The following is a 26910-nucleotide window of genomic DNA, read 5'->3' as shown; positions in this document are numbered from 1 at the left end:
GTCGAGACCGGCTTCCTTCGCCAGACGGCGGGCAAGCGGAGAAGCAAACACACGCTCTCCCTCGCCGGATGAAGCAGACTTCGCCTCTGCCGGCTTTGCCTGCGCGGGCGCTTCGGCCTTTTCCGCCGGTGCTACGGCTTCAGCGGGCTTCTCGGCCTCCGGAGCCTTCGCCCCGGCCTTTGCGCTTGCGCCGCCTTCGGCAGCCTTCACGGCGTCGGCAGCGTCCTCGCCTTCCTCGGCGAGAACCGCGATCAGCGCATTCACCTTCACGCCTTCGGTGCCTTCCGGCACGACGATCTTGGCGACGGTGCCTTCGTCCACGGCTTCCACTTCCATGGTCGCCTTGTCGGTCTCGATCTCGGCGATCACGTCACCGGGAGCGACGGAATCCCCTTCCTTGACCATCCACTTGGCAAGATTGCCCTCTTCCATCGTCGGCGAGAGGGCGGGCATGGTGACTTGGATCGGCATGGTTTCCTCCCCCTCAGTTGCGATAGGAAACGGCTTTCACCGCCTCGACCACCTCGGCGACGCTCGGGAGCGCCAGCTTTTCGAGATTGGCGGCATAGGGCATCGGAACGTCCTTGCCGGCCACCGTGATCACCGGCGCGTCGAGATGGTCGAAGGCCCGCTGCATCACCTGGCTGGCGATATGCGCGCCGACCGACGACTGCGGGAACCCTTCCTCGACCGTCACCAGACGGTTGGTCTTCTTGACGGATTCGATCACCGTATCGAGGTCCATCGGCCGGATCGTGCGCAAGTCGACGATTTCCACGTCGATGCCCTCGGCAGCCAGTTCCTCAGCCGCCTTGACCGCATAGGTCATGCCGATGCCGAAGGATACGATGGTCGCGTCCTTGCCCGTTTTGTGGATGCGCGCCTTGCCGATCGGCAGAACGAAATCATCCATCTTCGGAACGTCGAAGCTCTGGCCGTAGAGAATCTCGTTCTCCAGGAAAATCACCGGGTTCGGATCACGGATCGCGGCCTTCAGAAGGCCCTTCGCGTCGGCTGCCGTGTAGGGCATCACCACCTTGAGGCCCGGAATGTGACCGTACCAGGCGGCGTAGCACTGCGAATGCTGTGCCGCCACGCGGGCAGCAGCGCCGTTGGGACCACGGAACACGATGGGCGCACCCATCTGGCCGCCGGCCATGTAGAGCGTCTTGGCCGCCGAATTGACGATCTGGTCGATCGCCTGCATGGCGAAGTTGAACGTCATGAACTCGACGATCGGCTTCAGACCGGCAAAGGCAGCGCCAACGCCGACACCGGCAAAGCCGTGCTCGGTGATCGGCGTGTCGACGACGCGCTTGTCGCCGAATTCCTGCAGGAGCCCCTGGGTCACCTTGTAGGCACCCTGATACTCGGCCACTTCCTCGCCCATGACGAAGACGTCGCCGTCACGGCGCATTTCCTCGGCCATGGCGTCTCGCAGCGCTTCGCGCACGGTGGTCGAAACCATCTCGGTGCCTTCGGGAATGTCCGGATCGGCTGCCACCTTGAGTTCCGGTGCAGCCGGCACGGAGCCACCGGAAGACTTTTCTTCCGGCTCCGCCTTTGCGGCGCTGTCGTCAGCAGCCTTCGTCTCTTCGGCAGCCGGCTTTGCAGCCTGCCTGTCGAGATCGGAGGCGCTTTCGCCCTCACCCAGAAGAACAGCGATGGCCGTGTTCACTTTCACGCCTTCGGTGCCTTCGGCGATCAGGATCTTGCCGAGCGTGCCTTCGTCCACGGCTTCCACTTCCATGGTTGCCTTGTCCGTCTCGATCTCGGCGATCACGTCACCGGGAGCGACGGCGTCGCCTTCCTTCTTGATCCATTTGGAAAGATTGCCCTCTTCCATGGTCGGAGAGAGCGCGGGCATGAGAATTTCGGTTGGCATGTCGGCCCTCCCCTCAAAGCAGAATGTCGGTGTAGAGTTCAGACACATCCGGCTCCGGATCCGTCTGTGCGAATTCGGCCGAATCGCCGACCACGTCACGCACCTCTTTGTCGATGGCCTTCAGCGCATCTTCATCCGCCCACTTGCTGGCCAGAAGACGCTGCTTCACCTGCTCGATCGGATCGTGTTCGGAGCGCATCTTCTGCACTTCGTCCTTGGAGCGGTATTTCGCAGGGTCAGACATGGAATGGCCGCGATAGCGGTAGGTCTGCATCTCGAGGATGATCGGCCCCTTGCCCGAACGGCACCAGTCAACGGCCAGCTCACCGGCCGCCTTGACCGCACGTACATCCATGCCATCCACCTGGATGCCCGGGATCTTGAACGAAAGGCCGCGATGCGAAAAATCGGTCTCGGCGGAGGAACGCGCGACCGCCGTGCCCATGGCGTAGCGGTTGTTCTCGATGATATAGATCACCGGCAGCTTCCACAGCGAGGCCATGTTGAAGCTCTCATAGACCTGGCCCTGGTTGGCCGCGCCATCACCGAAATAGGTGATCGAAACGCTGTCGTCGCCACGGTAGCGGTTGGCAAAGGCAAGCCCGGTGCCCAGCGGCACCTGCGCGCCGACAATACCGTGACCGCCGTAGAACTTCTTCTCCTTGGAGAACATGTGCATGGAGCCGCCCTTGCCCTTGGAGTAGCCATTGCGGCGCCCCGTGAGCTCGGCCATCACGCCGCGCGCTTCCATGCCGGTTGCGAGCATGTGACCATGATCGCGATAGCCGGTGATGACCTGATCGCCTTCCTTCATGCTCATCTGCATGCCGACGACGACAGCTTCCTGGCCGATATAAAGGTGACAGAAACCGCCGATCAGGCCCATGCCGTAAAGCTGGCCGGCCTTTTCCTCGAAGCGGCGAATGAGCAGCATTTCACGATAGGCGTGAAGCTCCTGCTCCTTGTCGAATTCCTCGGGCTTTGGAGCCTTTGGTGTCTGGCCGGCACTTGCTGCCGCCCCTTTTCCGGTCGAGCGTGACCTGTTGCCACTGGTCTTGCTTGCGGCTCGCGCCATGCCTCTACTCCCTAGCTGACAATCCGGGGAATTTGTGCAACGGTGGAGCGCGGCAAAATTGCGCCGTGAGCCTCCCGTCATCTCCCGCTTATAGATGACAAAGCTAGCACGTAGTTCACATTTCGGCCATTCAAAATCCGCATAGCTGTCATGCAGCTAAATGCTTGGATTTGCACACCTTCTTATCGATTAACTGAAAGTCGGTTAATTCACCGATCCGCGCCAATGAGGATAATGACCTCATTTTCACGCGCGACATTGAGCGCGCGCCTGGCCTGCTCGTCCAGCATGTCCTTCTCGAGGCTGCCATCATTCACCAGCGCAACACGATGCTCCAGCTCCCTGCGCTTGGCGACAAGCGTGTCGAGCCTGGCCTGCGCCTCGGCAATGCGGGATTCGAGCTGAATTTTGGAATAGATGCCGTATTCGCCGTGATAGGCATGAAAGCCAAAATAGGCGAGAAACAGGCCCGTGATCGTCGGAACGATCAGGCGACCAGTGTTGCGGCGTTTGTGATGACGTGTCCACATGCGGAAAAAACCCTTCTCCCGCATGTGTTCATATCTTGCTTAATGGACCGTTATTTCAGCGCGGCCATTTGCATTTTTATCCGCGCAGGAACGACTTTCCGGCGTAACGCGCCTGACGGTCGAGCTCTTCTTCGATGCGGATGAGCTGGTTGTACTTCGCGGTCCGGTCGGAGCGCGCCAGCGAACCGGTCTTGATCTGCCCGCAATTGGTCGCGACAGCCAGGTCGGCAATGGTGGAATCCTCGGTTTCGCCCGAGCGGTGCGACATCACTGCGGTGTAGCCGGCCTTGTGCGCCGTCTCCACGGCGTCCAGCGTCTCGGTCAGCGTACCGATCTGGTTCACCTTCACGAGGATCGAGTTGCCGAGGCCCATCTTGATGCCGTCGCGCAGACGCGCCGAATTGGTCACGAACAGATCGTCGCCAACGAGCTGGGCCTTGTCGCCAACCAGATCGGTGAGAATCTTCCAGCCCTCGAAATCGTCTTCCGACATGCCGTCTTCGATGGAGATGATCGGGTAGTTGCCGACCAGCTTGGCAAGATACTCGGCCTGCGCCTTGCCGTCGCGCGTCTGGCCTTCGCCTTCGTAGACGTATTTGCCTTCCTTGAAGAACTCGGTGGCGGCGCAATCGAGCGCGATGCCCACATCTTCACCCGGGCGGTAGCCGGCCTTCTCGATGGAGGCGAGAACGAAGTCCAGCGCATCCTCGGCGCTCTTCAGGTTCGGCGCAAAGCCGCCTTCGTCGCCCACATTGGTGTTGTGGCCGGCATCCTTCAGACCCGCTTTCAGCGTGTGGAAGATTTCCGAACCCCAGCGCACGGCTTCACGGATGGAAGATGCGCCAATCGGCATCACCATGAATTCCTGGAAGTCGATCGGGTTGTCGGCATGCGCACCGCCATTGACGATGTTCATCATCGGCACCGGCAGGACATGCGCCGACGCGCCGCCCACATAGCGGTAAAGCGGCAGGTTGGAGGATTCGGCAGCGGCCTTCGCCACGGCCAGCGAAACGCCGAGAATGGCGTTTGCGCCGAGACGGCTCTTGTTCGGCGTGCCGTCGAGATCGATCATCGCCTGGTCGATCTGCATCTGGTTCTCGGCTTCGAGACCGCTCAGCGTCTCGAAGATCTCGCCATTGACCGCATCGACGGCCTGCTCGACGCCCTTGCCGAGATAGCGCTTGCCGCCATCGCGCAGTTCCACGGCCTCGTGCGCGCCGGTGGACGCACCCGAAGGCACGGCGGCGCGGCCCATCGAGCCGTCTTCCAGAACCACATCGACCTCGACGGTGGGGTTGCCGCGGCTGTCCAGTATTTCGCGTCCGACAATGTCGAGAATGGCAGTCATTTTAACTCTCTCTGATCTGGAGGTTGAACCTGGGCATGAACCCGGGGGCAAGAACCCCGTAAGGTAAGAACCCGGGAGGAAGTGTCCGCGCTTTCTTAGCGCAGACACGTGAAAACTCAATGTCGCGCCTGACGTTCAGGCAGCCTTTGCGATCCGGTCGAACGCCATGAGACGCTCAAGAAGCCCTTTCATCTCGTTCAGCGGCACCATGTTCGGACCATCCGAAGGCGCGTTGTCGGGGTCCTGGTGCGTTTCCATGAAGACGCCGGCAACGCCAACGGCCACGGCCGCCCGCGCAAGCGTTTCCACGAACTGGCGCTGGCCGCCCGACGAACCGCCGAGACCGCCGGGCTGCGCAACCGAATGGGTCGCATCGAAGATCACCGGCGCGCCCATGGCCGCCATCTGCGGCAGACCGCGCATGTCGGAGACGAGCGTGTTGTAGCCGAACGAGGTGCCCCGCTCGGTCGCCATCACATTGGGATTGCCCGAAGCCGTCACCTTGGAAATGACGTTTTCCATGTCCCATGGCGCGAGGAACTGGCCCTTCTTCACATTCACCACCTTGCCGGTCTCGGCAGCCGCGATCAGGAGATCGGTCTGGCGGCACAGAAAGGCCGGGATCTGAAGCACATCGACCACTTCAGCGACGATGCGGCACTGCTCCTCGGTGTGGACGTCTGTCAGAACCGGAACGTCGAATTCCTTGCGCAGATCCGCGAAGATCGGCAGGGCTGCCTCCAGCCCCGCACCGCGCTTGCCCGAAAGCGATGTGCGGTTCGCCTTGTCGAAACTGCTCTTGTAGACGAGACCGATGCCAAGCTCGTCCGTCATTTCCTTCAACGCGCCAGCCATGTCGAAGGCGTGCTCCCGCGTCTCCATCTGGCAGGGACCGGCGATCAGAGCCAGCGGAGCGTCGTTGCCGAAAACGACATTGCCGACCGTGACACGCGGATTGGGTTTCATAGGGAAGACTCCTCAAAGACAAATACTGCGCCCTGCCCGGCCGCCGGCGGCACGATGATGGAACCGGCTTCGTCGGCGAACAGGATCTCACGAATCGAAAATTGCTCGCGCAATCTGGCAATATCCAGACACTCAAAGACGATTGCCGCGAGATCGAACCGGCCATGTTGAGAAACACGGTCTAGACCATAACGCATTGCGTAGCGGTCGGGCGTCATCACCGTCAAAACCGCGTTGCCGAGCCTCAGATCGACTTCGCCATCCACCAGCCGCTCATGCGCTTCATCGGAAAATGCGTCCAGAAAGCCTGCATAATCGTCCGGCGATGCAGCAAGGATGACGATGCGTGCGGTGCCCGTCACGCCATTTGAATGCGTCTCGAGCGCGCCGCGCCCCGCAGTCGGCATGTTGATGCGCTGACAGGTGAAGAAAAAGTGGCCGTCGGCGTTTTCCGGAGCGGCAAAGGCCAGCCGGAACGAAGCCGTGGCCTCACGTCCTTCAGCGTCGCGGAATGGACGCGAGAAGGACAGCGGCTTTCCCGCAGAAATCCCTGCATCGACAAAGCGTGCGTGATCGGCATCGGCGTCCGCCGTTCCCAGAACCACGGCCGAAAACCCTTCATCGCCATAGGTTTGACGAAAGACGCTGTCCCGCTCAATGAAGACATTGCCGTCGGCTTCCGCCTCAAAGGCAGCCTTCTGGTCCATGCGGGCCAAAGGTTCGAGATAAGAGCCGTCTGAGAGAAAAACGCAGCAATTGCCGGTGCCGAAAGGATGCGCCGCGTCTGCGGCGACCGTGAAGCCAAGCGCTTCCAGTCGTTGCCGCGCGACCGTCAGGCCCGCGGTTGGCAACACACAATGATCAAGCTTGCGATTAAGCTTGCGATCGAGGCTGCGCGGAGATCGCATCTTGTCTTCAGATACCATGCACCGCATGTGCCCGAAGCCCGGGCGCTTTGCAAGTGCAGAGCCGGCCAAGGAAGGTTTCCCCGCCACGAAGGCGGGGAAATGAAATCACACGAGGCGTGACTGCTCCACCGCAGCTGCGATGAAGGAAGCGAAAAGCGGATGCGGCTCGAAGGGCCTGCTCTTCAGCTCAGGGTGATACTGCACACCGATGAACCAGGGATGGTCGGCATACTCTACCGTCTCCGGCAGAACGCCATCGGGCGACAGGCCGGCAAACACCAGACCGCACTCTTCCAGCTTCTGACGATAGCCGATGTTCACCTCGTAGCGATGGCGGTGACGCTCGGAGATTTCCTCCGAACCATAGATCTCCGCAATCTTGGTGCCCTCAACGAGCATCGATTCGTATGCGCCGAGGCGCATCGTGCCGCCGAGATCGCCAGAGGCCGTGCGCTTCTCGAGCATGTTGCCCTTGAGCCACTCGGTCATCAGGCCGACAACGGGTTCGCTGGTCGGACCAAACTCGGTCGAGGAGGCATTCTCGATGCCAGCCAGCGAGCGGGCCGCCTCGATGCAGGCCATCTGCATGCCGAAGCAGATGCCGAAATAAGGCACCTTGCGCTCACGCGCGAACTTGGCCGCCAGGATCTTGCCTTCCGCACCGCGCTCGCCAAAGCCGCCCGGCACCAGAATGCCATGCACTTTTTCGAGCCACGGAGCCGGATCTTCCTTCTCGAAGATTTCCGCTTCGATCCATTCGAGCTTCACGCGCACCCGGTTCGCCATGCCGCCATGAGACAGGGCCTCGATCAGCGATTTGTAGGCGTCTTTCAGGCCCGTATACTTGCCGACGACGGCAATCGTGACCTGGCCTTCCGGATTGTGAATGCGGTCTGCAACCTCTTCCCAGCGCTCCATGCGCGGCTTCGGCGCCGGATCGATGCCGAAGGCCGACAGCACTTCCGAATCGAGCCCTTCTTCGTGATAGGCGATCGGCACATCATAGATATGCGCAACGTCGAGCGCCTGAATCACGGCTGATTCGCGCACATTGCAGAACAGCGACAGCTTGCGCCGTTCTTCGGCCGGGATCTCGCGATCCGCGCGCACCAGAAGGATATCCGGCGCAATGCCGATGGAACGCAGTTCCTTGACCGAGTGCTGGGTCGGTTTCGTCTTGAGTTCGCCCGCCGCCGGAATCCACGGCATCAGCGTCAGATGCACATAGACGGCGTTGCCGCGCGGCAGTTCATTGCCGAGCTGACGAATCGCCTCGAGGAACGGCATCGCCTCGATGTCGCCAACGGTTCCGCCGATTTCGCATAACACGAAATCGTAATCCTCATTGCCTTCAAGGACGAACTGCTTGATCTCGTCAGTGACGTGCGGGATCACCTGCACCGTGGCGCCCAGATAGTCGCCACGACGCTCTTTTTCCAGAATGTTCTGGTAGATCCGACCCGTGGTGATGTTGTCCTGCTTGTTGGCCGAACGCCCTGTGAAGCGCTCGTAATGGCCAAGGTCCAGGTCGGTTTCGGCACCGTCATCGGTGACGAAAACCTCACCGTGCTGATAGGGCGACATCGTGCCCGGATCAACATTCAGGTAGGGATCGAGTTTACGGATGCGAACGCGGTACCCACGGGCCTGAAGCAACGCGCCAAGGGCCGCTGCTGCAATGCCTTTTCCGAGGGAGGAGACCACGCCGCCGGTTATAAAAACATATCGCGCCATGGGACTCATCGCTTATCCGGACACAGGCGATTCCGCCAGCAAAAAATAACGAGACGCAAATCTTTTTGCGCCCCGCGGTGAATAACTCTTGCGCACTGCAAAACCGGCCGCACCATTCAGGCGGCCGGAAAGCCTTGCAAGCGTGGGCTTACTGCCCCGTGGGAACCTGATCTTCAGGATTTGCTTCGGCAGGTGCTGCCGGCTCGTCGGTCGGAACCGATGCGCCTGCGCCGCCAAGCTGGTCGAGAACGCCGCCAGTGCCTTCGGTCTGCTCGCTTCCGGCCGGGATGCGGTCCAGAATGTCTGTCGGGCTCGCGCCGTAACGGGCGATCAGCGAAAGAGCAAGCGAGGTTGCAAAGAAGGCTGCGGCGAGGATCGCCGTCGTGCGCGTCAGCGCGTTGGCCGCACCGCGCGCGGACATGAAGCCGGAACCGCCGCCGACACCAAGGCCGCCACCCTCGGAGCGCTGCATGAGGACGACGCCGACCAGCGCGACCACGACGATCAGATGAATGACGATGATAACGGTCTGCATGTTTCCTTCCGGCTTTCCGGCTCGAAGCATCCGCTTGAATGCGGACGCGGCTCATTACACGGCTTTCACCGTTTTTCCAAGACCGCTTTTCCAAGACCGCCGGGTGCTCACTCACAGGGTCTCGTCTTCGATACCCCGTAATTTTGCCCTTAAAAGGACCGCACCGCATCCGGTTTTGCGGCATTTCAAACGCGTTTTCGCTCAAACCACATCAAATGACGGCATTTGAACGAAGCTCGCTCTCACATAGGCGGTTGAGCGAGCAACGCAAGACTTTTCTCTTCACTCAGCTCGGACAGGCAGCCGCGATGGCAAGAAAATCGACCGCCTTGAGGCTCGCCCCGCCGACCAGCGCACCGTCCACATTCTCAATCGAGAGAAGCTCGGTCGCGTTGCCGGGCTTCACCGACCCGCCATAGAGAAGACGCATCTTGTCGGCTTCGTCGCCGAGCAGCGTCTTGAGTTCGGTGCGGATATGTCTGTGTGCTTCAGTAATGTCCTCGACCGTGGGCGTAAGGCCCGTGCCGATGGCCCAGACCGGCTCATAGGCAACCACGGTGTTTGCCGCCGTGGCTTCCGCCGGAACCGAACCCGGGATCTGGCTGGAGAGGACGGAAAGCGTCTTGCCGCCTTCGCGCTCTTCTTTGGTTTCGCCGATGCAGATCACTGCCGTGAGGCCGGCGCGCCATGCGGCCTTCGCCTTGTCGGCCACGACGGCATCGCTCTCGCCATGATCGGTGCGGCGCTCCGAGTGACCGACCAGCACATGGCTCGCCCCCGCATCGGCCAGCATTTCGGCGGAGACATCGCCCGTATGCGCGCCGGAGGCTGCCGCATGACAGTCTTCACCGCCAAGGCGCAGCTTGCTGTCGGCAAGCGCATCGCTTGCGCGCGACAGGAGCGTTGCGGGAACGCAGATCAGCCCTTCCGCGCCGCCAAAGGCGCCCTCGCCCATCGCTGCGAGTTCACCGAGGTCGGCCGAAAGACCGTTCATTTTCCAGTTGCCTGCAATCAGGGGGCGAATACCTGGCGTCATGCGTCAGCGTCCTTACAAAAATCAAACTCGGCAGCTTCCCTAGCAAAAACACGCGCTAATGCAAAAGCAATTGGGCCTGCAATTCCCACTCAACTATCGACACCCGGCGTCAGGGGCGTTATTGCGCTGTGTTGGAGCCAGTCCCTGAAATCACGCGAGGAACTTCGGAAAAGCCATGCTCGACAGTCTCAGAAACGCCGCCTCTACCTGGATCGCCAAGCTGCTCCTGGGCCTTCTCGTCCTGAGCTTTGCGGTTTGGGGCATTTCGGGCCAGATCCTGAACGATCAGTCGCGCAATGTGCTGACGGTCGGAGATTCCTCCGTTTCCATGCTGGATTACCGGCTGGCCTATGACCGCCAGATCAACACGCTTTCGCAGCGTCTGGGCACACGCGTCACGCGCGAACAGGCTGTTGCCTTCGGCATTGACGAACAGGTTCTGCAGCAGCTGGCCGCCGGCGCGCTTCTGGACGAGGAAGCCCGCAAGCTCGGCCTTGGCCTTTCCAGCGACCGGCTTGCGCAGCTGACCGCCGACGACCCGGCGTTCCGCGGACCGGACGGTCGCTTCAACCGCCAGCAGTTCGATTTCGTTCTGAGCCAGATCGGCATGCGCCCCGAAGATTATCTGCGCAACCGCGAACAGGTGGCCATTCGCCAGCAGATCGTGGAAGCGGCAACGGACGGCATGAGCGTGCCGGATGAGCTGTTCAAGAACCTGGCGCTCTATCGCGGTGAAGACCGCACCATCGAATATGTGGCGCTGCCGCAGGCTCTGGTCGAGCCCGTCGCAACGCCGGACGACGCGACGCTGCAAGCCTGGTTTGACGAGCGCAAGGCAGAATATGCCGCCCCGGAATACCGCAAGTTCAGCTATGTGAAGCTTGAGCCGAGCGACATTTCCGACCCGGCTTCCGTGTCCGAAGATCAGGTCAAGAAGGCCTATGACGACCTGCGCAACCGCTACACGACGCCGGAGAAGCGCACGATCGAACAGATCGTCTTCCCGGATCGCGAAGCAGCCGAAGCTGCGCTGAAAAACCTGCTCGACGGCCAGAGCTTCGCAGACGTGGCGACGGCCGCCGGCAAGAGCGCCGACGACATCGCGCTCGGCACGCTCGCCCAGGGGGAAATCGCAGACAGCGCCATCGCCGAAGCGGCCTTCGCGCTCAGCGAAAACCAGTTCAGCGACGTGCTCGACGGCACGTTCGGACCGGTGATCGTGAATGTCTCGGAAGTTCAGGCCGAGGTGGTTCAGCCCCTCAGCGAGGTGGAAGACGAGATCCGTCAGGACCTGGCGCTTGAGGAAGCGTCGCGCGTTCTGCTCGATGTGCACGATGCCTACGAAGACGCCCGCGCCGGCGGCGCAACCATGGCGGAAGCAGCCGAGCGCATGAACCTGACCATGCGCACGATTGAAGCCATCGACGCCACTGCGCGTCGCCCTGATGGCGCGATCGTTGGTGATCTGCCGGTTTCGGCAGAGCTGATTCGCGAAGTGTTCGAGAGCGATTCCGGCATCGAGAACGCGCCCCTCTCCATGGGCGGCAATGGCTTCATCTTCTACGAGGTGGAAGGCATCACGTCCGAGCGCGACCGCACGCTTGACGAAGTGCGCGAAGAGGTCACGCAGGACTGGATCGCAGCCGAGACGGATCGCCTTCTGGCTGCGCGCGCTGCCGAGCTGGCCCAGAAGGTGAAGGACGGCGTTTCGCTGGATGACATCGCTCTGGAAATCGACCAGCAGAAGCAGGTGAAGCGTGGCGTCAAGCGCACGGCGAACGACGCCGACCTTGGCCAGGCCGGTGTTGCGGCGGTGTTCTCCGTTCCGCGCGATGGCAGCGGCGTGTTTGCCAACCCGGCCGGCGACGGACAGGTTCTGTTCCGCGTCACCGAGGTCTTCGAGCCGGCGAGCGCGACGGCGCAGAGCATTCCCGAAAACCAGCGCGACGCCATGCGCACCGGGCTTGCCGACGATCTTCTCGACCAGATGGTTGCACGCCTGCAGGGCAAGCATCCGGTGACCGTGAACCGGGCTGCAATGCAGGAAGCCCTTAGCTTCTGAGGCCGACGATGAAGGCATTCAAAACCTATATCGCCAAGGCAGCCTCGGGCGAGCCGCTGAGTTTTGACGATGCGCGCGAGGCGTTCGACATCATGATGTCGGGCAATGCGACACCGAGCCAGATCGGCGGTTTTCTGATCGCGCTGCGCGTGCGTGGCGAAACCGTTGAGGAAATCTCGGGCGCAGTCGCCACCATGCGCGACAAGATGCTGACAGTCACCGCGCCGGAAGATGCCGTTGACATCGTCGGCACGGGCGGCGACGCCTCCGGCTCCTACAATGTGTCCACCTGCTCGGCCTTTATCGTGGCGGGCGCCGGCGTTCCCGTCGCCAAACACGGCAACCGGGCGCTCTCCTCGCGCTCGGGCGCTGCCGACACGCTGGCGGCTCTCGGCATCAATATCGAGCTTGGGCCAAACGAGATCGCGGACTGCATCCGCGAAGCCGGCCTCGGCTTCATGTTTGCGCCGGCACATCACTCCGCCATGCGCCATGTGGGCCCGTCGCGCGTTGAGCTTGGCACGCGGACGATCTTCAACCTGCTTGGCCCCCTGTCCAACCCGGCTGGCGTGCGCCGCCAGCTCATCGGGGTTTTTGCGCCGGAATGGGTGGGACCGATTGCCGAGGTGCTGAAGCAGCTTGGAACGGAAACCGCCTGGGTGGTGCATGGCGCGGGTCTTGACGAACTGACCACCGCCGGAACCACGCAGGTCGCCGCGCTCGAAGACGGCCAGATCCGCCATTTCGAGATCACGCCGGAGGATGTTGGCCTCAAGCGCGTGACCATGGCCGACCTGAAGGGCGGCGAGGCAGACTACAATGCGCGCGCGCTCAGGGCCGTTCTCGAAGGCGAAAAGAACGCCTATCGCGACATCTCGGTTCTGAATTCCGGCGCTGCGCTGGTCGTGGCCGGACGCGCCAAGACCCTGAAAGACGGCATCAAACTGGCGGCGGAATCGCTCGACCGCGGACAGGCTCTGGCAACGCTGGAACGCCTCATCGAAGTTTCCAACAGGGGCACGAACAGCGATGACGACTGACATTCTGCGCAAAATCGAGGCCTACAAGCGCGAGGAAATCGCCGCCGCGAAGACGGCCTGCCCGCTGCCTGAACTGGTGGCGCGCGCCCGCGACGTGGAAGCGCCGCGTGGCTTCGGTGATGCGCTGTTGTCCAAACAGGAGCGCGGGCGCTTCGGCCTGATCGCCGAGATCAAGAAGGCGAGCCCCTCCCGCGGCCTGATTCGTGCGGATTTCGACCCGCCGCGACTGGCTTCCGCCTATGAGGATGGCGGAGCAGCCTGCCTTTCGGTTCTGACCGACGGCCCGTCCTTTCAGGGTGCGCCCGCCTATCTGGAACAGGCGCGCGCCGCCTGCGGCCTGCCGGCGCTGCGCAAGGATTTCCTGTTCGAGCCCTATCAGGTCTACGAGGCCCGCAGCTGGGGTGCGGATGCGATCCTGATCATCATGGCGAGCCTGACGGATGACGAAGCCCGCGCGCTTGAAGAAACGGCGCTGGAACTGGGCATGGATTCACTGATCGAGGTGCATGACGAGCGCGAGCTGGAACGCGCGCTGGAGCTTTCCTCGACGCTGATCGGCATCAACAATCGCGACCTGCGCACCTTCGAGACAAGTCTTGAAACAAGTGAGCGGCTGGCCCCGCGTGTGCCCGAAGACCGCCTGGTGATCGGCGAGAGCGGCATCTTCACCAATGACGACTGCCGGCGGCTGGCGCGTGCGGGCATGAACACGTTCCTGGTGGGTGAAAGCCTGATGCGGCAGGATGATGTGACCGCTGCCACGCGCACGCTTCTGGGGCTCGACGCCGCCAAACTTGCGGGCTGAGCCGATGAGCGAGAAAGCGGCAGGCCTGACCCATATCGGCGCTTCCGGCGAAGCGCATATGGTCGATGTGAGCGGCAAGCAGGAAACCAGCCGGGAAGCGCTGGCGGAAGGCGCTGTGGTGATGAAGGCGGAAACACTGGAGGCCATTCTGGCGGGCAACGCCAAGAAGGGCGACGTTCTGGCAACCGCGCGCATCGCAGGCATCATGGCCGCCAAGAAGACGCATGATCTCATTCCCCTTTGCCACCCGCTGGCGCTCTCGAAAGTGGTGGTGGACATCGAGCCCGACCACGAACTGCCGGGGCTCAGGGTGATGGCGCGTGTGCGCGTGACGGGACAGACGGGCGTGGAGATGGAAGCGCTTACCGCTGCCTCGGTTGCCTGCCTGACGATCTATGACATGGCCAAGGCGCTGGACAAGGGCATGGTGCTCGACGGCATCCGCCTTCTTGAGAAGACGGGTGGAAAATCCGGCCACTGGCGCGTAGCGGAGAACTGACCATGAGCCTTTTGCCGGTGGATGAAGCGCTGGAGCGCATTCTCGAGGGCGTGAAAGCACTACCCGGCGAAACAGTGCCCATTGAAGAGGCCGACGGTCGCGTTCTGGCAGCCCCCCTCGCCGCCACCCGCACACAGCCGCCCTTCGACGCTTCGGCCATGGACGGCTATGCCGTGCGCGCCGCCAATGTGGCGACGCCGCGCGCAATGCCGCTAAAGCTTATTGGAGAATCTGCCGCGGGCAGCCGGTATCACGGCGCAGTGGCCGACGGCGAAACCGTGCGGATCTTCACCGGCGCGCCGGTGCCCGAAGGCGCGGACACGATACTCATTCAGGAAAATGCGGACATTCTGGACGATGGCCGGATCGAGGCGACCGATACCGTCGCTGCCGGACGCCATATCCGCCGCGCAGGGCTCGATTTTCGAAAGGGCGACAGCGTTCTCGAACAGGGACGACGGCTCGGACCTGCGGGAATAGGACTGGCGGCTGCGGCAGGCCATGCAACGCTTGATGTGACGCAGCGCCCGCTGGTGGCGGTGATCGCCACGGGCGACGAGCTGGTGCGGCCGGGCGAGCCCTGTGGCCCGGACCAGATCGTTGCATCCAACGGCTTTGCCATCGGCGCTCTGGCGCGCAGGGAAGGCGCGCGCATTCTTGATCTCGGCATCATCCCCGACGACAGCGCCGCGATCTCCGACGCGGTGCGCAGCGCCGCTGCCGCCGGTGCGCATGTTCTGGTGACGCTTGGCGGCGCTTCTGTCGGTGCGCGCGATCTGGTGCGGCAGGCGCTGCTCGATGCGGGCATGTCGCTTGATTTCTGGAAAATCGCCATGCGCCCCGGCAAACCGCTGATGTTCGGGCGGCTGGGTGACATGCGTGTGCTTGGCCTGCCAGGCAACCCGGTTTCCAGCCTCGTCTGCGCGCATCTGTTTCTGCGTCCGCTCATTGCCCGGCTTGGCCAGCGCAGCTACGCGCCGGATCTGCGCTCGGCTGTTCTGGCAAAGGCGCTGCGGGCAAACGATGAACGCCGCGACTATGTTCGCGCCTCGGTAGCGCCCGGTTCCGAAGGGCTGATCGCAACGCCGTTCACGCTGCAGGATTCCTCCATGCTGACCACGCTGGCCGCATCCAATGCACTGATCGTGCGCGAGCCCGGCTCGCCGGCGGCTGAAGAAGGCGATCGCTGCCGTGTTTTGATGCTCGGGTGAGTGCTTCGCACCCGACGGTTACAGCCAGACGTGCTGAGAAATCCGGTGGATCGTCGTCAGCACACCGCGCCAGCCCGGCTTGCCATTCTGCGCAATGTCAGCCCGCTGCGCTGTAGAGAGCAGGCATTAACCGCCCTCGCCTTCGCGCCCGGGGATTGCGACGCGCATGATGCGACCGCCAAGCCCGTGCACGGTGTCATGCGCACGTACAGTCACATGACCGAGCCCCTCGGGCAGCGCGACACCTGAAAGGCTGCGCGTAAAAGGCTGTTCATTCACATGTGGGTGAAGAAGCGTTCGAGAGGCGATGACCCTGCCAGCGTCATCCAGCACATCCCAGCGGTCTGCATAGTGATCCCAGCCCTCGTCCCCATGCTCGACCGTCACGTCGAAGCGATGGGCTCCATCACCGTCAGCAATGATTTCGACCGCGACAACATCCGCTTCACCGGCATTCACCGGCGATGGCGCAAAGGCTGTCGCCACCGCAAAAAAGAAAAGCCCGGCAGGCCTGCTCAGACACGGTTCGGTCGAAGCGGCTCTGCCGGGCTTTTTCATGCGATTGTTCCGCCTCAGAACGGAATTTCGTCGTCGAGGTTCTGCGAGTAACCGCCACCGCCGCCGCTGCTGCCACCGGTATCGGCGGGACCGGACTGGCCGAAATCGGAGCTGCGACCACCGCCGCCGCCATAACCGACCTGGTTGTCACCACCCTGCCCGCGCGTGTCGAGCATCTGCAGCTCGCCACGGAACTTCTGCAGAACGATTTCCGTCGTGTAGCGGTCCTGACCGTTCTGGTCGGTCCATTTGCGCGTCTGGAGCTGGCCCTCGACGTAAACCTTGGCGCCCTTCTTCAGATACTGTTCCGCCACCTTGGCAAGATTGTCGTTGAAGATCACGACATTGTGCCACTCGGTGCGCTCGCGCCGCTCGCCGGACTGGCGATCACGCCAGGTTTCCGAGGTCGCGATGCGGATGTTGACCACCGGATCACCGGAGTTGAGCCGGCGGATTTCCGGGTCTGCACCCAGATTTCCCACCAGAATGACCTTGTTGACGCTGCCCGCCATAACGCTTCTCCACGCTTATCCGAAATCTGCCGCGCACTTTATCGCAAGCAGGGCTGGCGCGCGCTCTCCCGCTGCCCCTGCTCCGGTCTCGTCCACAGCTCATTTGTTCTCCTTATGTTCGCACCTGGCGGAATGCCTGTCAATGAGCCCCTTCCGGGGCGCGCAGAAAGGCGCAACAGAAAAAGGAAAAGCCCCGCCGCATTGTTTCGAGCGCGCGGGGCTTCGGGTCTTCTGACCCTCCGTACCGGGAGTGGTTTACCGGTAATCATCAGGCAGGACGGGTTTCACCGTCCCTGTCTTCAAAGAGATTTGATTTTCATGGGGCAGCCAGCCGCCAGCGTTGTCGTGCCTGCCGACGAAAAAGGTTCTGCAGTGCAGTGCCCTCAATCGCCATGGACCGCGTCGGGAACGCATGATCGTACGAGACGGTTATGCGCTCGGGACCGATCAGCCAGCTGTGGCTTCGCGCAAGAGGCGAAGCCCGATGCGTCGGTCAGGTGGAGTCATGCCTCCCTCCTTCTTCGCGTTACGAGGCTTTGCTCGGTGTCAGCGTGCTCAAGCAACCATGCGCGCCCGAAGCGCCCACCGGCGCGGTTTCAAGGGCGGCCAACAGCCACGAGCACTGACGAAAATGATACTGCGCCTTTGGTTAATGGCGGTCAAGGCGATGCGGCGGCGCGGGCGAAATTGTGATCATCTGTAACGGATGCGCACGAGAGCCAGCCCGGCGCAGGACGATAGTGTCAGGAGCGTGTTCGATATTTGTTCTTTTCCCTTGCTCTTTTTTTTAAAACGAGGGACAACCCCCGCAACGTCGAAACGCCCTCGTCTGTCAGCGGGCCGCGCGGCCCATCGACATTTGCGGCGCGTTTCCTACATGAAGCATGGTCCGGCATGCTGCCGGCCACACCAGATAAATGAGACAGGCAGCGACGGGGCATGCCAGAACACAAGTCCATCACCATTCGCGGCGCGCGCGAGCACAATCTCAAGAATGTCGATCTCGACCTTCCGCGCGAAAAGCTGATCGTCATGACCGGCCTGTCGGGCTCGGGCAAGTCTTCGCTGGCCTTCGACACGATCTATGCCGAAGGTCAGCGGCGCTATGTCGAAAGCCTTTCGGCCTATGCGCGCCAGTTCCTGGAAATGATGCAGAAGCCGGATGTCGACCAGATCGACGGGCTTTCGCCGGCCATTTCCATCGAGCAGAAGACCACGTCGAAAAATCCCCGCTCCACCGTCGGCACGGTGACGGAGATCTACGACTATATGCGCCTTCTCTTCGCGCGTGTGGGCGTGCCCTATTCGCCGGCGACCGGCCTTCCCATCGAAAGCCAGACCGTGAGCCAGATGGTGGACCGGGTGATGGCGCTGGAGGAAGGCACACGCCTTTACATTCTCGCCCCCATCGTGCGCGGGCGCAAAGGCGAATACCGCAAGGAGATGGCCGAGCTTCAGAAGAAGGGTTTTCAGCGTGTGAAGGTGGACGGCGTCTTCTACGAGATCGCCGATGTTCCTGCCCTCGACAAGAAATACAAGCACGACATCGATGTGGTGGGGGACCGCGTCGTGGTGCGCGCCGATCTGGCGACGCGCCTGGCGGATTCGCTCGAAACCTGCCTGAAGCTCGCCGAGGGGCTGGCTGTCGCCGAGTTTGCCGACAAACCTCTTTCAGAAGGCGCGACCGCCAAGGGCGGCGGCGCAAACAAATCGAAAAACGAGACGCATGAGCGCATCGTTTTCTCCGAAAAATTCGCCTGCCCGGTCTCCGGCTTCACCATTCCGGAGATCGAGCCGCGTCTCTTCTCGTTCAACAATCCGGCCGGCGCCTGCCCCACCTGTGACGGTCTGGGCAGCCAGCGCGCCATCGACCCCAATCTCGTGGTGCCGGACGACAATGCGATCCTGCGCGAAGGCGCCATCGCGCCCTGGGCCAAATCCACGTCGCCCTATTATCTGCAGACGCTGGAAGCGCTTGGCCGCGAATTCGGCTTCAAGGTGGGCGACCGCTGGCGCGATCTGCCGGACGATGGCAAGGACGCGATCCTGAACGGCACCGGCAACAGGAAAATCGTCTTCGACTACGATGACGGCCTGCGCAGCTACCGCACCACCAAGCCTTTCGAGGGTGTCGTGGTCAATCTTCAGCGGCGCTGGAAGGAGACGGAATCGGCCTGGATGCGCGAGGAGATCGAGCGCTACATGTCGGCCCATCCCTGCCCCGCCTGTGATGGTCACCGGCTGAAGCCCGAGGCGCTTGCCGTCAAGATCGACGGCATGCATATCGGCCAGGTCACGGGCATGTCGATCAGCAAGGCCGGCGCATGGTTCGAGGAACTGCCGGAGCATCTGAACGACAAGCAGAACGAAATCGCGGTGCGCATCCTCAAGGAGATCCGCGAGCGGCTGCGCTTCCTCAACGATGTCGGGCTGGAATATCTCACCCTGTCGCGCAATTCGGGCACGCTGTCGGGCGGCGAAAGCCAGCGCATTCGTCTGGCCTCGCAGATCGGCTCCGGCCTGACGGGCGTGCTCTATGTTCTGGACGAACCCTCCATCGGCCTGCACCAGCGCGACAATGACCGCCTGCTGGCGACGCTCAGACATCTGCGCGATCTCGGCAACACGGTGATCGTGGTGGAGCACGATGAGGACGCCATTCTGACCGCCGACTATGTGGTCGATATCGGCCCCGCAGCCGGTGTTCATGGCGGACAGATCATCGCTGAAGGCACGCCACAGGAGATCATGGCCAATCCGGCCTCGGTCACCGGCAAATATCTCACCGGCGAGATGGCAATCCCGATGCCGGAGCAGCGCCGTGAAATCTCCAAGAAGCGACGCATTCGCGTCGTGGGCGCGCGCGGCAACAATCTGAAAAACGTGACGGCGGATGTGCCGCTTGGCACTTTTGCCTGCGTCACCGGCGTTTCTGGCGGCGGAAAGTCCACGCTTCTGATCGAAACGCTGTTCAAGGCCGCATCGCGCCGCATCATGGGGTCGCGCGAGCAACCGGCCGATCACGACCGGCTCGAAGGGCTTGAGCATCTCGACAAGGTCATCGATATCGACCAGTCGCCCATCGGCCGCACGCCGCGCTCCAACCCGGCCACCTATACAGGCGCGTTCACGCCGATCCGCGACTGGTTCGCAGGCCTGCCCGAGGCCAAGGCGCGCGGCTATCAGCCGGGTCGCTTCTCCTTCAATGTGAAGGGCGGGCGCTGCGAGGCCTGTCAGGGCGATGGCGTCATCAAGATCGAAATGCACTTCCTGCCGGATGTCTATGTGACCTGCGACGTCTGCCACGGCAAGCGCTACAACCGCGAGACGCTCGACGTCACCTTCAAGGGCAAGTCGATTGCCGACGTACTCGAGATGACGGTGGATGAAGGCGTGGAGTTCTTCTCTGCCGTTCCGGCCGTGCGCGACAAGCTCGTCACGCTCTCGCGCGTGGGGCTCGGCTATATTCATATCGGCCAGCAGGCAACCACGCTCTCCGGCGGTGAGGCGCAGCGCATCAAGCTCGCCAAGGAACTCTCCAAACGGGCAACCGGGCGCACGCTCTACATTCTGGACGAGCCGACCACGGGTCTGCATTTCCACGATGTGGCCAAGCTGCTCGAAGTGCTGCACGAGCTGGTGGACCAGGGCAACACGGTGGTGGTGATCGAGCACAATCTCGAAGTCATCAAGACCGCCGACTGGATTCTGGACCTCGGCCCCGAAGGCGGTGATGGCGGCGGCGAGCTCGTGGCCTGCGGCTCCATCGACGATGTGATGGCCGAGCCGCGCAGCTACACCGGCAAATTCCTGAAAGAACTTCTGGAGCGCCGGCCAGCCGGCAAGGCCCAGGCAGCGGAGTAAGACGATGAGCGCAGGCACCATTCGCGCAGGCATGGGCGGCTGGACGTTTCAGCCCTGGGAAGGCACGTTCTATCCGGACGACCTTCCAAAGAAGCGGCAGCTCGAATATGCGGCGCGACAGGTGCCGACCATCGAAGTGAACGGCACCTATTACGGCAGCCAGAAGCCGGCCACCTATGCCAAATGGGCGGATGAGGCCCCGGATGGTTTTGTCTTTTCACTCAAAGGGAACCGCTTCGTGACGAACCGCAAGGTTCTTTCGGAAGCCTCTGCTTCTCTTGAGAAATTTCTGGGTTCCGGCATCACGGAAATGGGTGACAAGCTCGGCCCGCTCGTCTGGCAGTTCGCGCCCACGAAGAAGTTCGACCCGGAAGATTTCGAAGGGTTCATGAAACTGTTGCCGGCCGAGCGTGACGGCATCGCGCTGCGGCACGTTCTTGAAGTGCGGCACGATTCCTTCTGCACGCCTGAATTCCCGCAGCTGGTTCGCAAATATGGCGCGGCCATCTGCTACGCCCACCACAACACCTATCCCGAGATTGCCGATGTGACGGGTGACTTCGTCTATGCGCGCCTCCAGCGTGGCGAGGACGATGTGCCCACGGCCTATCCGCCCGCCGAACTGGAGGGCTGGGCCAGACGCGCAGAGCAATGGGCCGAAGGCGGACAGCCAGACGATTTGCCGATTGTTGACCCCGGCTTCACGGCGGAGAAGAAGCCGCGTGATGTGTTCGTCTACTTCATTCATGAAGGAAAGATCCGCGCCCCACATGCTGCAAAAGCCTTCATGGGCCTTGTCGGCTGATCTCGCTTCAGGCCGCGCGTGAAAGCGCATGTAGAGAGTCAATATAGCGGCGTATCTATCTGTTTTTATTGATTATGCGAACGATGGTGCGCCGCTCATTCTTTGTCTTTACGCCTGTAGGGGCCAAGCCCTCTCGATGCCCGTGAGTATTGCCGGTGTTCATGCCAGGGCCGGTATGGCTCGCGGATCGCGAAGGCGATGTGCGGCATCCCGACGCCTTCTGAAAAGCGGACTTCGGCGCTGCCGCGACGCGCAAGATCGCGCGCCGTGATGATGCGCGCGCCATCTTCACTGCAATGCCGATCAAGCGTTGGATCATTCACCACGACCAGATCGACCGAGGTGCAAAGAGCGATGATGCTGCGCCGCACGGTCGCGGCATCGTCCGACTTTTTCACATGCGCGATCCGCATACCCTCTGGATGCCGCAGAACGCAGATCGATTGATTACACAGGAAACGGCCGGTGCTCTGATCTGCGAGAAGGTCGGCCAGCGACGCGCCTTTCGAACCGGCGGGCTTTCGCACCGTTCCCGCGCCCGCTGCGCGCAACCAGTTCTCGATAGAAAACCCGTTGGGGCGCGCGCGGTTGACGGCGAGCGTGTCGTCCCCGATCTGGACCGCGACCAGTCGCGCATCTTCAGAAACGAACATGTCGGGCAGATCGCGGTTTGCCAGAAGCACGCCGCCCGCCAGCAGGAACGGAACAGCCGCCAACCACAAACGGGTGGTTGTGAGGGTGAGAATGGCCAGCGCGCAGCTCAGGCTCAGCGTGGCTGACAGCGGGATCGCTCCCGTCGCATCGAATGGCGTGCGCTCAGAGAACCAGTGCGCGATGGCCATGACTGTCGAGATGCCGCGCCCCATGAGGGCAAGCGCCCAGCCATCGAGATTGAGGGGCATCGTGGCCATGGCCGCGACCGCCGATGGCATGACGACCAGAGAGACGACGGGCATGGCCGCGAGATTGGCCCCAAGCGCCAGTGGCGATGCACGCTGGAAATGCCAGACGCCATACAGCGTGGTCGCCACACCCGCGATCAGCGAAGTGAGCGCCAGGCCGCCCACATAGACCAGAACAAGGCGGAAAAGACGGCGCGCGCCCGAAGGTTCAATCTCGGCTGAGTTGCGTCCGAATGCCCTTTCACGACGTCGGTTCCAGGCCGCATAGCCGGCAATGAGCGCCGCCGTCGCAGCAAAGGACATCTGAAACCCCGGACCGACCACCTCATGCGGCGAAACCGCAATCACCACCAGCGCAGCGATGGCCAGATTGCGCATGGTGAGCGCGGCGCGGTCGAACAGAAGCGCCAGAAGCATGACGGCCAGCATGAGAAAGCTGCGCTGCGCGGCCACGCCCGCTCCGGAAATGAAAAGGTAGAGGAAGCAGACCATAAGTGCTGCGCCGGCCGCATATTTGCGGACCGGATGCCTTGAGGAGAAACCGGGAAAGAGCGCAAAGCCCAGCCGCGCCGCGCCGATGATGGTGAAGGCTGCGAGCGCCATGTGCAGGCCCGAGATCGCCAGCACATGCGCGAGCCCGGCCCGGCGCAGATCCTCGTTGACCTCTTCCGGAATGCCGCTGCGCAGGCCGGTGATGAGCGCCGCAGCGACATTGCCCTCCGCGCCGCCGATCTTCTCGCGCAGCCGGGCGGCAAGCGCTTCGCGCACCGCCTGCAGGCGGGCGGTAAGCCGCTGCACCAGCCCGACAGGGTGATCAAGGGCGATGCGCGCCGGCTCCCGCATGAAGAAACCGACTGCGCCAAGGCGGTCAAAATAGCTCTCGAACGAGAAATCATAGGCATGGGGGCGCACCGGACCTGAAGGCGACATGAGCCGGACAAGCCCGCTCAGACCCTCGCCGGGTTTCAGGTCTGGCGGGATCGTGCGGGCGGAAAACCGCGCGCGCTCCGGCGCATAGCGCAGCTGCGGGCGTGCCGTGGACAGAATATCGATGGTCAGGCGGAACCGGCCATCGGCGCGATGCTCGACCTTGAGCACACGCCCGGTGATGCGTGTGGTGATGTCGGAGCCGACCATGGGCGTGCTGGCGCGCCAGGTCTCCACCTTTGCGGCCACGAGCCCCAGAAGCACGACGAGACCAGCCAGAAGGGCAAGGCGCAACCGGGCCTTTGCGCCGGCCAGATGCGCTGCCAGAACACAGAGCGCCAGCCCGCTCGCCAGTGCATAGGCCGGCGGTTCGACCGGCAGGGCAAAATAGATGAGCGCCCCGCTGCCCAGAAGGACCGGAAGCCATAGAAAAATCGTGCCCCGCGCCACCTCCTGCGCGATGGCGAAGCGGATTCCTGCCGCAACGGGCCTGGCGCCATGGCTCGGGATCTTACGCGCCTCAATGGCAGACGCAGGGCCGCAACCGTCCACTGCGACGGGAGCCGCCTCTGTGTCGGTGAACTGCATGCGTTCATCGGCGCGCGCCGATGCCACCTCGCCCCCCATGGCGTGGTCCCCCGTGCAATGCTTGCGCCCCGAGCGTTGTATGCTACATGACTGCCAGTCGAATGCCACCTGCGGTATCACCTACCCCTTGCGGGCCGGGAGACCGCGACAATTCCCGGGAAAGACCCCATGACAAAACCCGTCGTCACGCGCTTTGCGCCCTCACCCACCGGCTACCTGCACATCGGCGGGGCACGCACGGCGCTCTTCAACTGGCTCTATGCGCAGCATACGGGCGGCAAGATGCTTCTGCGCATCGAGGACACCGACCGTCAGCGCTCCACCGAAGCCGCAACCGCCGCGATCCTCGACGGCCTTGCCTGGCTGGGCCTCGACTGCGACGGCGAGCCGATTTCCCAGTTTGCCCGCGCAGACCGGCACCGCGCGGTGGCCGAGGAACTGGTGGCCAAGGGCGAAGCCTATTACTGCTACAGCTCTCCCGAAGAGCTGGAGGCGATGCGCGAAAAGGCGCGCGCAGAGGGACGCCCGCCGCGCTATGACGGCACCTGGCGCGACCGCGATGCTTCCCAAGCGCCTGATGGCGTGAAGCCCGTCATTCGCATCAAGACCCCGCAGGAAGGCGAGACGGTCGTCGAAGACCAGGTGCAGGGCACGGTGCGCTTCCCGAACAAGGATCTGGACGATTTCATCATCCTGCGCTCCGACGGTTCGCCGACCTATATGCATGCCGTAGTGGTCGACGATCACGACATGGGCGTGACCCACATCATCCGTGGCGATGACCATCTGACCAACGCTGCGCGCCAGACGGTGATCTACAAGGCCATGGGCTGGGACGTGCCGGTGATGGCGCATATTCCGCTCATTCATGGCGCCGATGGCGCAAAACTTTCCAAGCGTCATGGCGCGCTCGGCGTCGAGGCGTACCGCGCCATGGGCTACCTGCCTTCGGCACTGCGCAATTATCTGGCCCGCCTTGGCTGGAGCCATGGCGACGACGAAATCATGTCGGATGAGGACATGATTCGCTGGTTCGACATCACCGATGTAAACAAGGGCGCTGCACGCTTCGACTTCCAGAAACTGGAGGCGCTGAACGGCGTTCACATGCGCCAGATGGCCGATGAAGAGCTGCTTTCCCGGCTGATAGACACATTGCCGCATCTGGAAGGTGGCGAAGCGCTTCTTTCCGCGCTGGACGAGCAGCGCAAGGCGCAGCTTCTTGCCGCCCTGCCCGGCCTGAAGGAGCGTGCGAAGACGCTGGTTGAACTCGTTGAAAGTGCAGCATTTATCTTCGACCAGAGGCCGCTCTCCTTCGATGAGAAGGCACAGCAGCTTCTCGATGAGAATGCGCGTCAGCTTCTTGCGGAAATTCTTCCCGTATTGCAAAATGTCGGCGATTGGACCCTTGCGAACATCGAAGCAGCTGTCCGTGAATTCGCGGAGCAGACCGAACGCAAGCTTGGCAAAGTCGCCCAACCCCTCAGGGCAGCGCTCACCGGGCGCACCACATCGCCAGGCATCTTCGATGTTCTCTCCGTTCTTGGGCGCGAGGAGAGTTTGGCGCGTATCAGCGATCAGGCTGCCTAGCTTCGTCCCGCAAAGGACCTGGCTTGCGGAACGGGTTTGATCACCGAGTGCGTGCTGCACTGCAATATTTGCATGCTGCACGCGCTTGGCACCACGGGGGAAATGCGTTAGCTATTTCGCGCGCTCGACCGCCAGCCATTATTTTGGGCGACAGATTTCTGGCGCCAAGTTCCTTGAAGTGAGAGGTGATTGCGATGACCAAACCAACTGCGAAGCTGGAAATTGGCGGCCAGGAAGAAGGGCACGAATTCGAGGTATTGAAGGGCAGCGTGGGCCCGGATGTGGTCAACATCGCCTCGCTTTACAAAGACACGGGACTGTTCACCTACGATCCCGGCTTCACGTCGACCGCAAGCTGCGAATCGAAGATCACCTATATCGATGGCGATGAAGGCATTCTGCTGCACCGCGGCTACCCCATCGAACAGCTCGCCGAGCACGGCGACTTTCTGGAAACCTGCTACCTTCTGCTCTACGGCGAGCTTCCGACGAAGACGGAAAAGGCAGACTTCGATTACCGCGTGACGCACCACACCATGGTGCATGAGCAGATGAACCGCTTCTTCACCGGCTTCCGCCGTGATGCGCATCCGATGGCCGTTATGTGCGGCGTTGTCGGCGCGATGTCTGCCTTCTATCACGACTCCACCGACATCTCCGATCCGCATCAGCGTATGGTCGCCAGCCTGCGCATGATCGCCAAAATGCCGACCATCGCGGCCATGGCCTACAAGTACCATGTCGGCCAGCCTTTCGTTTACCCGAAGAACGATCTCGGTTACGCGGCCAACTTCCTGCACATGTGCTTCTCGGTGCCGTGCGAGGACTACAAGGTGAACCCGGTTCTGGCCCGCGCCATGGAGCGGATCTTCATCCTCCATGCCGATCACGAGCAGAACGCCTCCACCTCGACGGTGCGTCTGGCCGGCTCTTCGGGCGCAAACCCGTTTGCCTGTATCGCTGCCGGCATCGCCTGCCTCTGGGGCCCTGCCCATGGCGGCGCGAACGAAGCCGCGCTCAACATGCTCGACGAAATCGGCTCCGTTGACCGTATCCCCGAATATATCGACCGCGCCAAGGACAAGAGCGATCCGTTCCGTCTCATGGGCTTCGGTCACCGGGTCTACAAGAACTACGATCCGCGCGCCAAGATCATGCAGAAGACCTGCCATGAGGTGTTAAGCGAACTGGGCATCAAGGACGATCCGCAGCTCGACATCGCCATGGAGCTGGAGCGCATCGCCCTGACGGACGAGTACTTCATCGAGAAGAAGCTCTACCCGAACATCGACTTCTACTCCGGCATCACGCTGAAGGCGCTGGGCTTCCCCACCACCATGTTCACGGTGCTCTTCGCGCTCGCGCGCACTGTCGGCTGGATCGCCCAGTGGAAGGAAATGATCGAGGATCCGAAGCAGAAGATCGGCCGTCCGCGTCAGCTCTACACGGGCGCAACGCACCGCGACTACGTTCCGATCGCCAAGCGCTGATCATTCGACATTCAAAAAAGCCCCGCCAGACTGGCGG

The 26910-nt window shown here is 62.3% G+C and carries 22 protein-coding genes; 9 read left to right on the top strand and 13 right to left on the bottom strand.

The features are described from left to right. The 10 genes from NDI72_RS11240 to tpiA form a co-directional block, all read right to left on the bottom strand. The coding region (locus NDI72_RS11240) for a biotin/lipoyl-containing protein (RefSeq protein WP_283800505.1) at positions 1–471 on the bottom strand (471 nt) is incomplete at its 3' end. Positions 472–484: 13 nt separating this feature from the next. After that, positions 485–1885, bottom strand: coding sequence for a pyruvate dehydrogenase complex E1 component subunit beta (locus NDI72_RS11235; protein ID WP_206545331.1), 1401 nt, complete (start codon positions 1883–1885; stop codon positions 485–487). A gap of 13 nt (positions 1886–1898) precedes the next feature. Continuing rightward, positions 1899–2960 (bottom strand): pyruvate dehydrogenase (acetyl-transferring) E1 component subunit alpha, encoded by a 1062-nt coding sequence (gene pdhA / locus NDI72_RS11230; protein WP_113155166.1) that lies wholly within the window; start codon positions 2958–2960, stop codon positions 1899–1901. Positions 2961–3169: 209 nt separating this feature from the next. Then, the gene (locus NDI72_RS11225; protein WP_113156295.1) at positions 3170–3490 is read right to left on the bottom strand and encodes an FtsB family cell division protein; all 321 of its coding nucleotides are present in this window, start codon (positions 3488–3490) and stop codon (positions 3170–3172) included. A gap of 76 nt (positions 3491–3566) precedes the next feature. Next, positions 3567–4841: a phosphopyruvate hydratase gene (gene eno / locus NDI72_RS11220; protein ID WP_283800504.1), complete on the bottom strand. Its 1275-nt coding sequence runs from the start codon at positions 4839–4841 to the stop codon at positions 3567–3569. A gap of 135 nt (positions 4842–4976) precedes the next feature. Continuing rightward, positions 4977–5807 carry a 3-deoxy-8-phosphooctulonate synthase gene (gene kdsA / locus NDI72_RS11215; RefSeq protein ID WP_113155164.1) on the bottom strand — a complete coding sequence of 277 codons (831 nt, stop codon included), beginning with the start codon at positions 5805–5807 and terminating at the stop codon, positions 4977–4979. Further along, positions 5804–6661 carry a VOC family protein gene (locus tag NDI72_RS11210; protein WP_283800503.1) on the bottom strand — a complete coding sequence of 286 codons (858 nt, stop codon included), beginning with the start codon at positions 6659–6661 and terminating at the stop codon, positions 5804–5806. The genes kdsA and NDI72_RS11210 overlap by 4 nt, the downstream gene beginning before the upstream one ends. Positions 6662–6820: 159 nt before the next feature. Continuing rightward, on the bottom strand, positions 6821–8449 hold the full coding sequence (pyrG, locus tag NDI72_RS11205) for a CTP synthase (protein ID WP_162742309.1): 1629 nt from the start codon (positions 8447–8449) through the stop codon (positions 6821–6823). 148 nt (positions 8450–8597) lie between these two features. Next, positions 8598–8984 (bottom strand): preprotein translocase subunit SecG, encoded by a 387-nt coding sequence (gene secG, locus NDI72_RS11200; protein WP_113156294.1) that lies wholly within the window; start codon positions 8982–8984, stop codon positions 8598–8600. Between the two features lie 286 nt (positions 8985–9270). After that, complete coding sequence (gene tpiA, locus NDI72_RS11195) at positions 9271–10020, bottom strand: triose-phosphate isomerase (RefSeq protein WP_206993416.1); 750 nt, start codon at positions 10018–10020, stop codon at positions 9271–9273. 175 nt (positions 10021–10195) lie between these two features. Here tpiA and NDI72_RS11190 point away from each other — a divergent pair, with 175 nt between their 5' ends. The 5 genes from NDI72_RS11190 to NDI72_RS11170 are packed head-to-tail and all read left to right on the top strand — an operon-like array spanning position 10196 to position 15637. Next, positions 10196–12082 carry a SurA N-terminal domain-containing protein gene (locus NDI72_RS11190; protein WP_283800502.1) on the top strand — a complete coding sequence of 629 codons (1887 nt, stop codon included), beginning with the start codon at positions 10196–10198 and terminating at the stop codon, positions 12080–12082. Between the two features lie 8 nt (positions 12083–12090). Further along, positions 12091–13122, top strand: coding sequence for an anthranilate phosphoribosyltransferase (gene trpD, locus NDI72_RS11185; RefSeq protein WP_283800501.1), 1032 nt, complete (start codon positions 12091–12093; stop codon positions 13120–13122). Further along, positions 13112–13927: an indole-3-glycerol phosphate synthase TrpC gene (gene trpC, locus NDI72_RS11180; protein WP_283800500.1), complete on the top strand. Its 816-nt coding sequence runs from the start codon at positions 13112–13114 to the stop codon at positions 13925–13927. Before trpD ends, trpC begins: the two co-directional genes overlap by 11 nt. A gap of 4 nt (positions 13928–13931) precedes the next feature. Further along, the gene (gene moaC / locus NDI72_RS11175) at positions 13932–14426 is read left to right on the top strand and encodes a cyclic pyranopterin monophosphate synthase MoaC (protein WP_283800499.1); all 495 of its coding nucleotides are present in this window, start codon (positions 13932–13934) and stop codon (positions 14424–14426) included. A 2-nt stretch (positions 14427–14428) separates the two neighbouring features. After that, positions 14429–15637 (top strand): molybdopterin molybdotransferase MoeA, encoded by a 1209-nt coding sequence (locus NDI72_RS11170; protein ID WP_283800498.1) that lies wholly within the window; start codon positions 14429–14431, stop codon positions 15635–15637. 126 nt (positions 15638–15763) lie between these two features. Here NDI72_RS11170 and NDI72_RS11165 read toward each other — a convergent pair whose 3' ends face one another. Both NDI72_RS11165 and NDI72_RS11160 read right to left on the bottom strand, forming a co-directional pair. Then, complete coding sequence (locus NDI72_RS11165) at positions 15764–16195, bottom strand: hypothetical protein (protein WP_283800497.1); 432 nt, start codon at positions 16193–16195, stop codon at positions 15764–15766. A 14-nt stretch (positions 16196–16209) separates the two neighbouring features. Continuing rightward, on the bottom strand, positions 16210–16707 hold the full coding sequence (locus NDI72_RS11160) for a single-stranded DNA-binding protein (RefSeq protein WP_283800496.1): 498 nt from the start codon (positions 16705–16707) through the stop codon (positions 16210–16212). Between the two features lie 939 nt (positions 16708–17646). On the opposite strand from NDI72_RS11160, the gene uvrA reads away from it, so the two are divergent. Continuing rightward, a complete protein-coding gene (gene uvrA, locus NDI72_RS11155; RefSeq protein ID WP_283800495.1) occupies positions 17647–20571 on the top strand; it encodes an excinuclease ABC subunit UvrA in 2925 nt (974 codons plus the stop codon). Positions 20572–20575: 4 nt separating this feature from the next. Beyond that, positions 20576–21376 carry a DUF72 domain-containing protein gene (locus tag NDI72_RS11150; protein ID WP_283800494.1) on the top strand — a complete coding sequence of 267 codons (801 nt, stop codon included), beginning with the start codon at positions 20576–20578 and terminating at the stop codon, positions 21374–21376. A 95-nt stretch (positions 21377–21471) separates the two neighbouring features. Here NDI72_RS11150 and NDI72_RS11145 read toward each other — a convergent pair whose 3' ends face one another. Continuing rightward, entirely contained in the window at positions 21472–23832 is a 2361-nt protein-coding gene (locus NDI72_RS11145) for a ComEC/Rec2 family competence protein (RefSeq protein ID WP_283800493.1), read from the bottom strand. A 129-nt stretch (positions 23833–23961) separates the two neighbouring features. On the opposite strand from NDI72_RS11145, the gene gltX reads away from it, so the two are divergent. Next, positions 23962–25383, top strand: coding sequence for a glutamate--tRNA ligase (gene gltX / locus NDI72_RS11140; protein WP_283800492.1), 1422 nt, complete (start codon positions 23962–23964; stop codon positions 25381–25383). Positions 25384–25577: 194 nt separating this feature from the next. Next, positions 25578–26873 (top strand): citrate synthase, encoded by a 1296-nt coding sequence (gene gltA, locus NDI72_RS11135; protein ID WP_113155150.1) that lies wholly within the window; start codon positions 25578–25580, stop codon positions 26871–26873. Positions 26874–26910: the final 37 nt, after the last annotated feature.

This window comes from Nitratireductor sp. GZWM139 (assembly GCF_030068685.1).
Classification (GTDB): Bacteria; Pseudomonadota; Alphaproteobacteria; order Rhizobiales; family Rhizobiaceae; genus Nitratireductor; species Nitratireductor aquimarinus.
The sequence above is the reverse complement of the archived record's forward strand: the minus strand, read 5'-3'. Positions and strand labels throughout refer to the sequence as shown.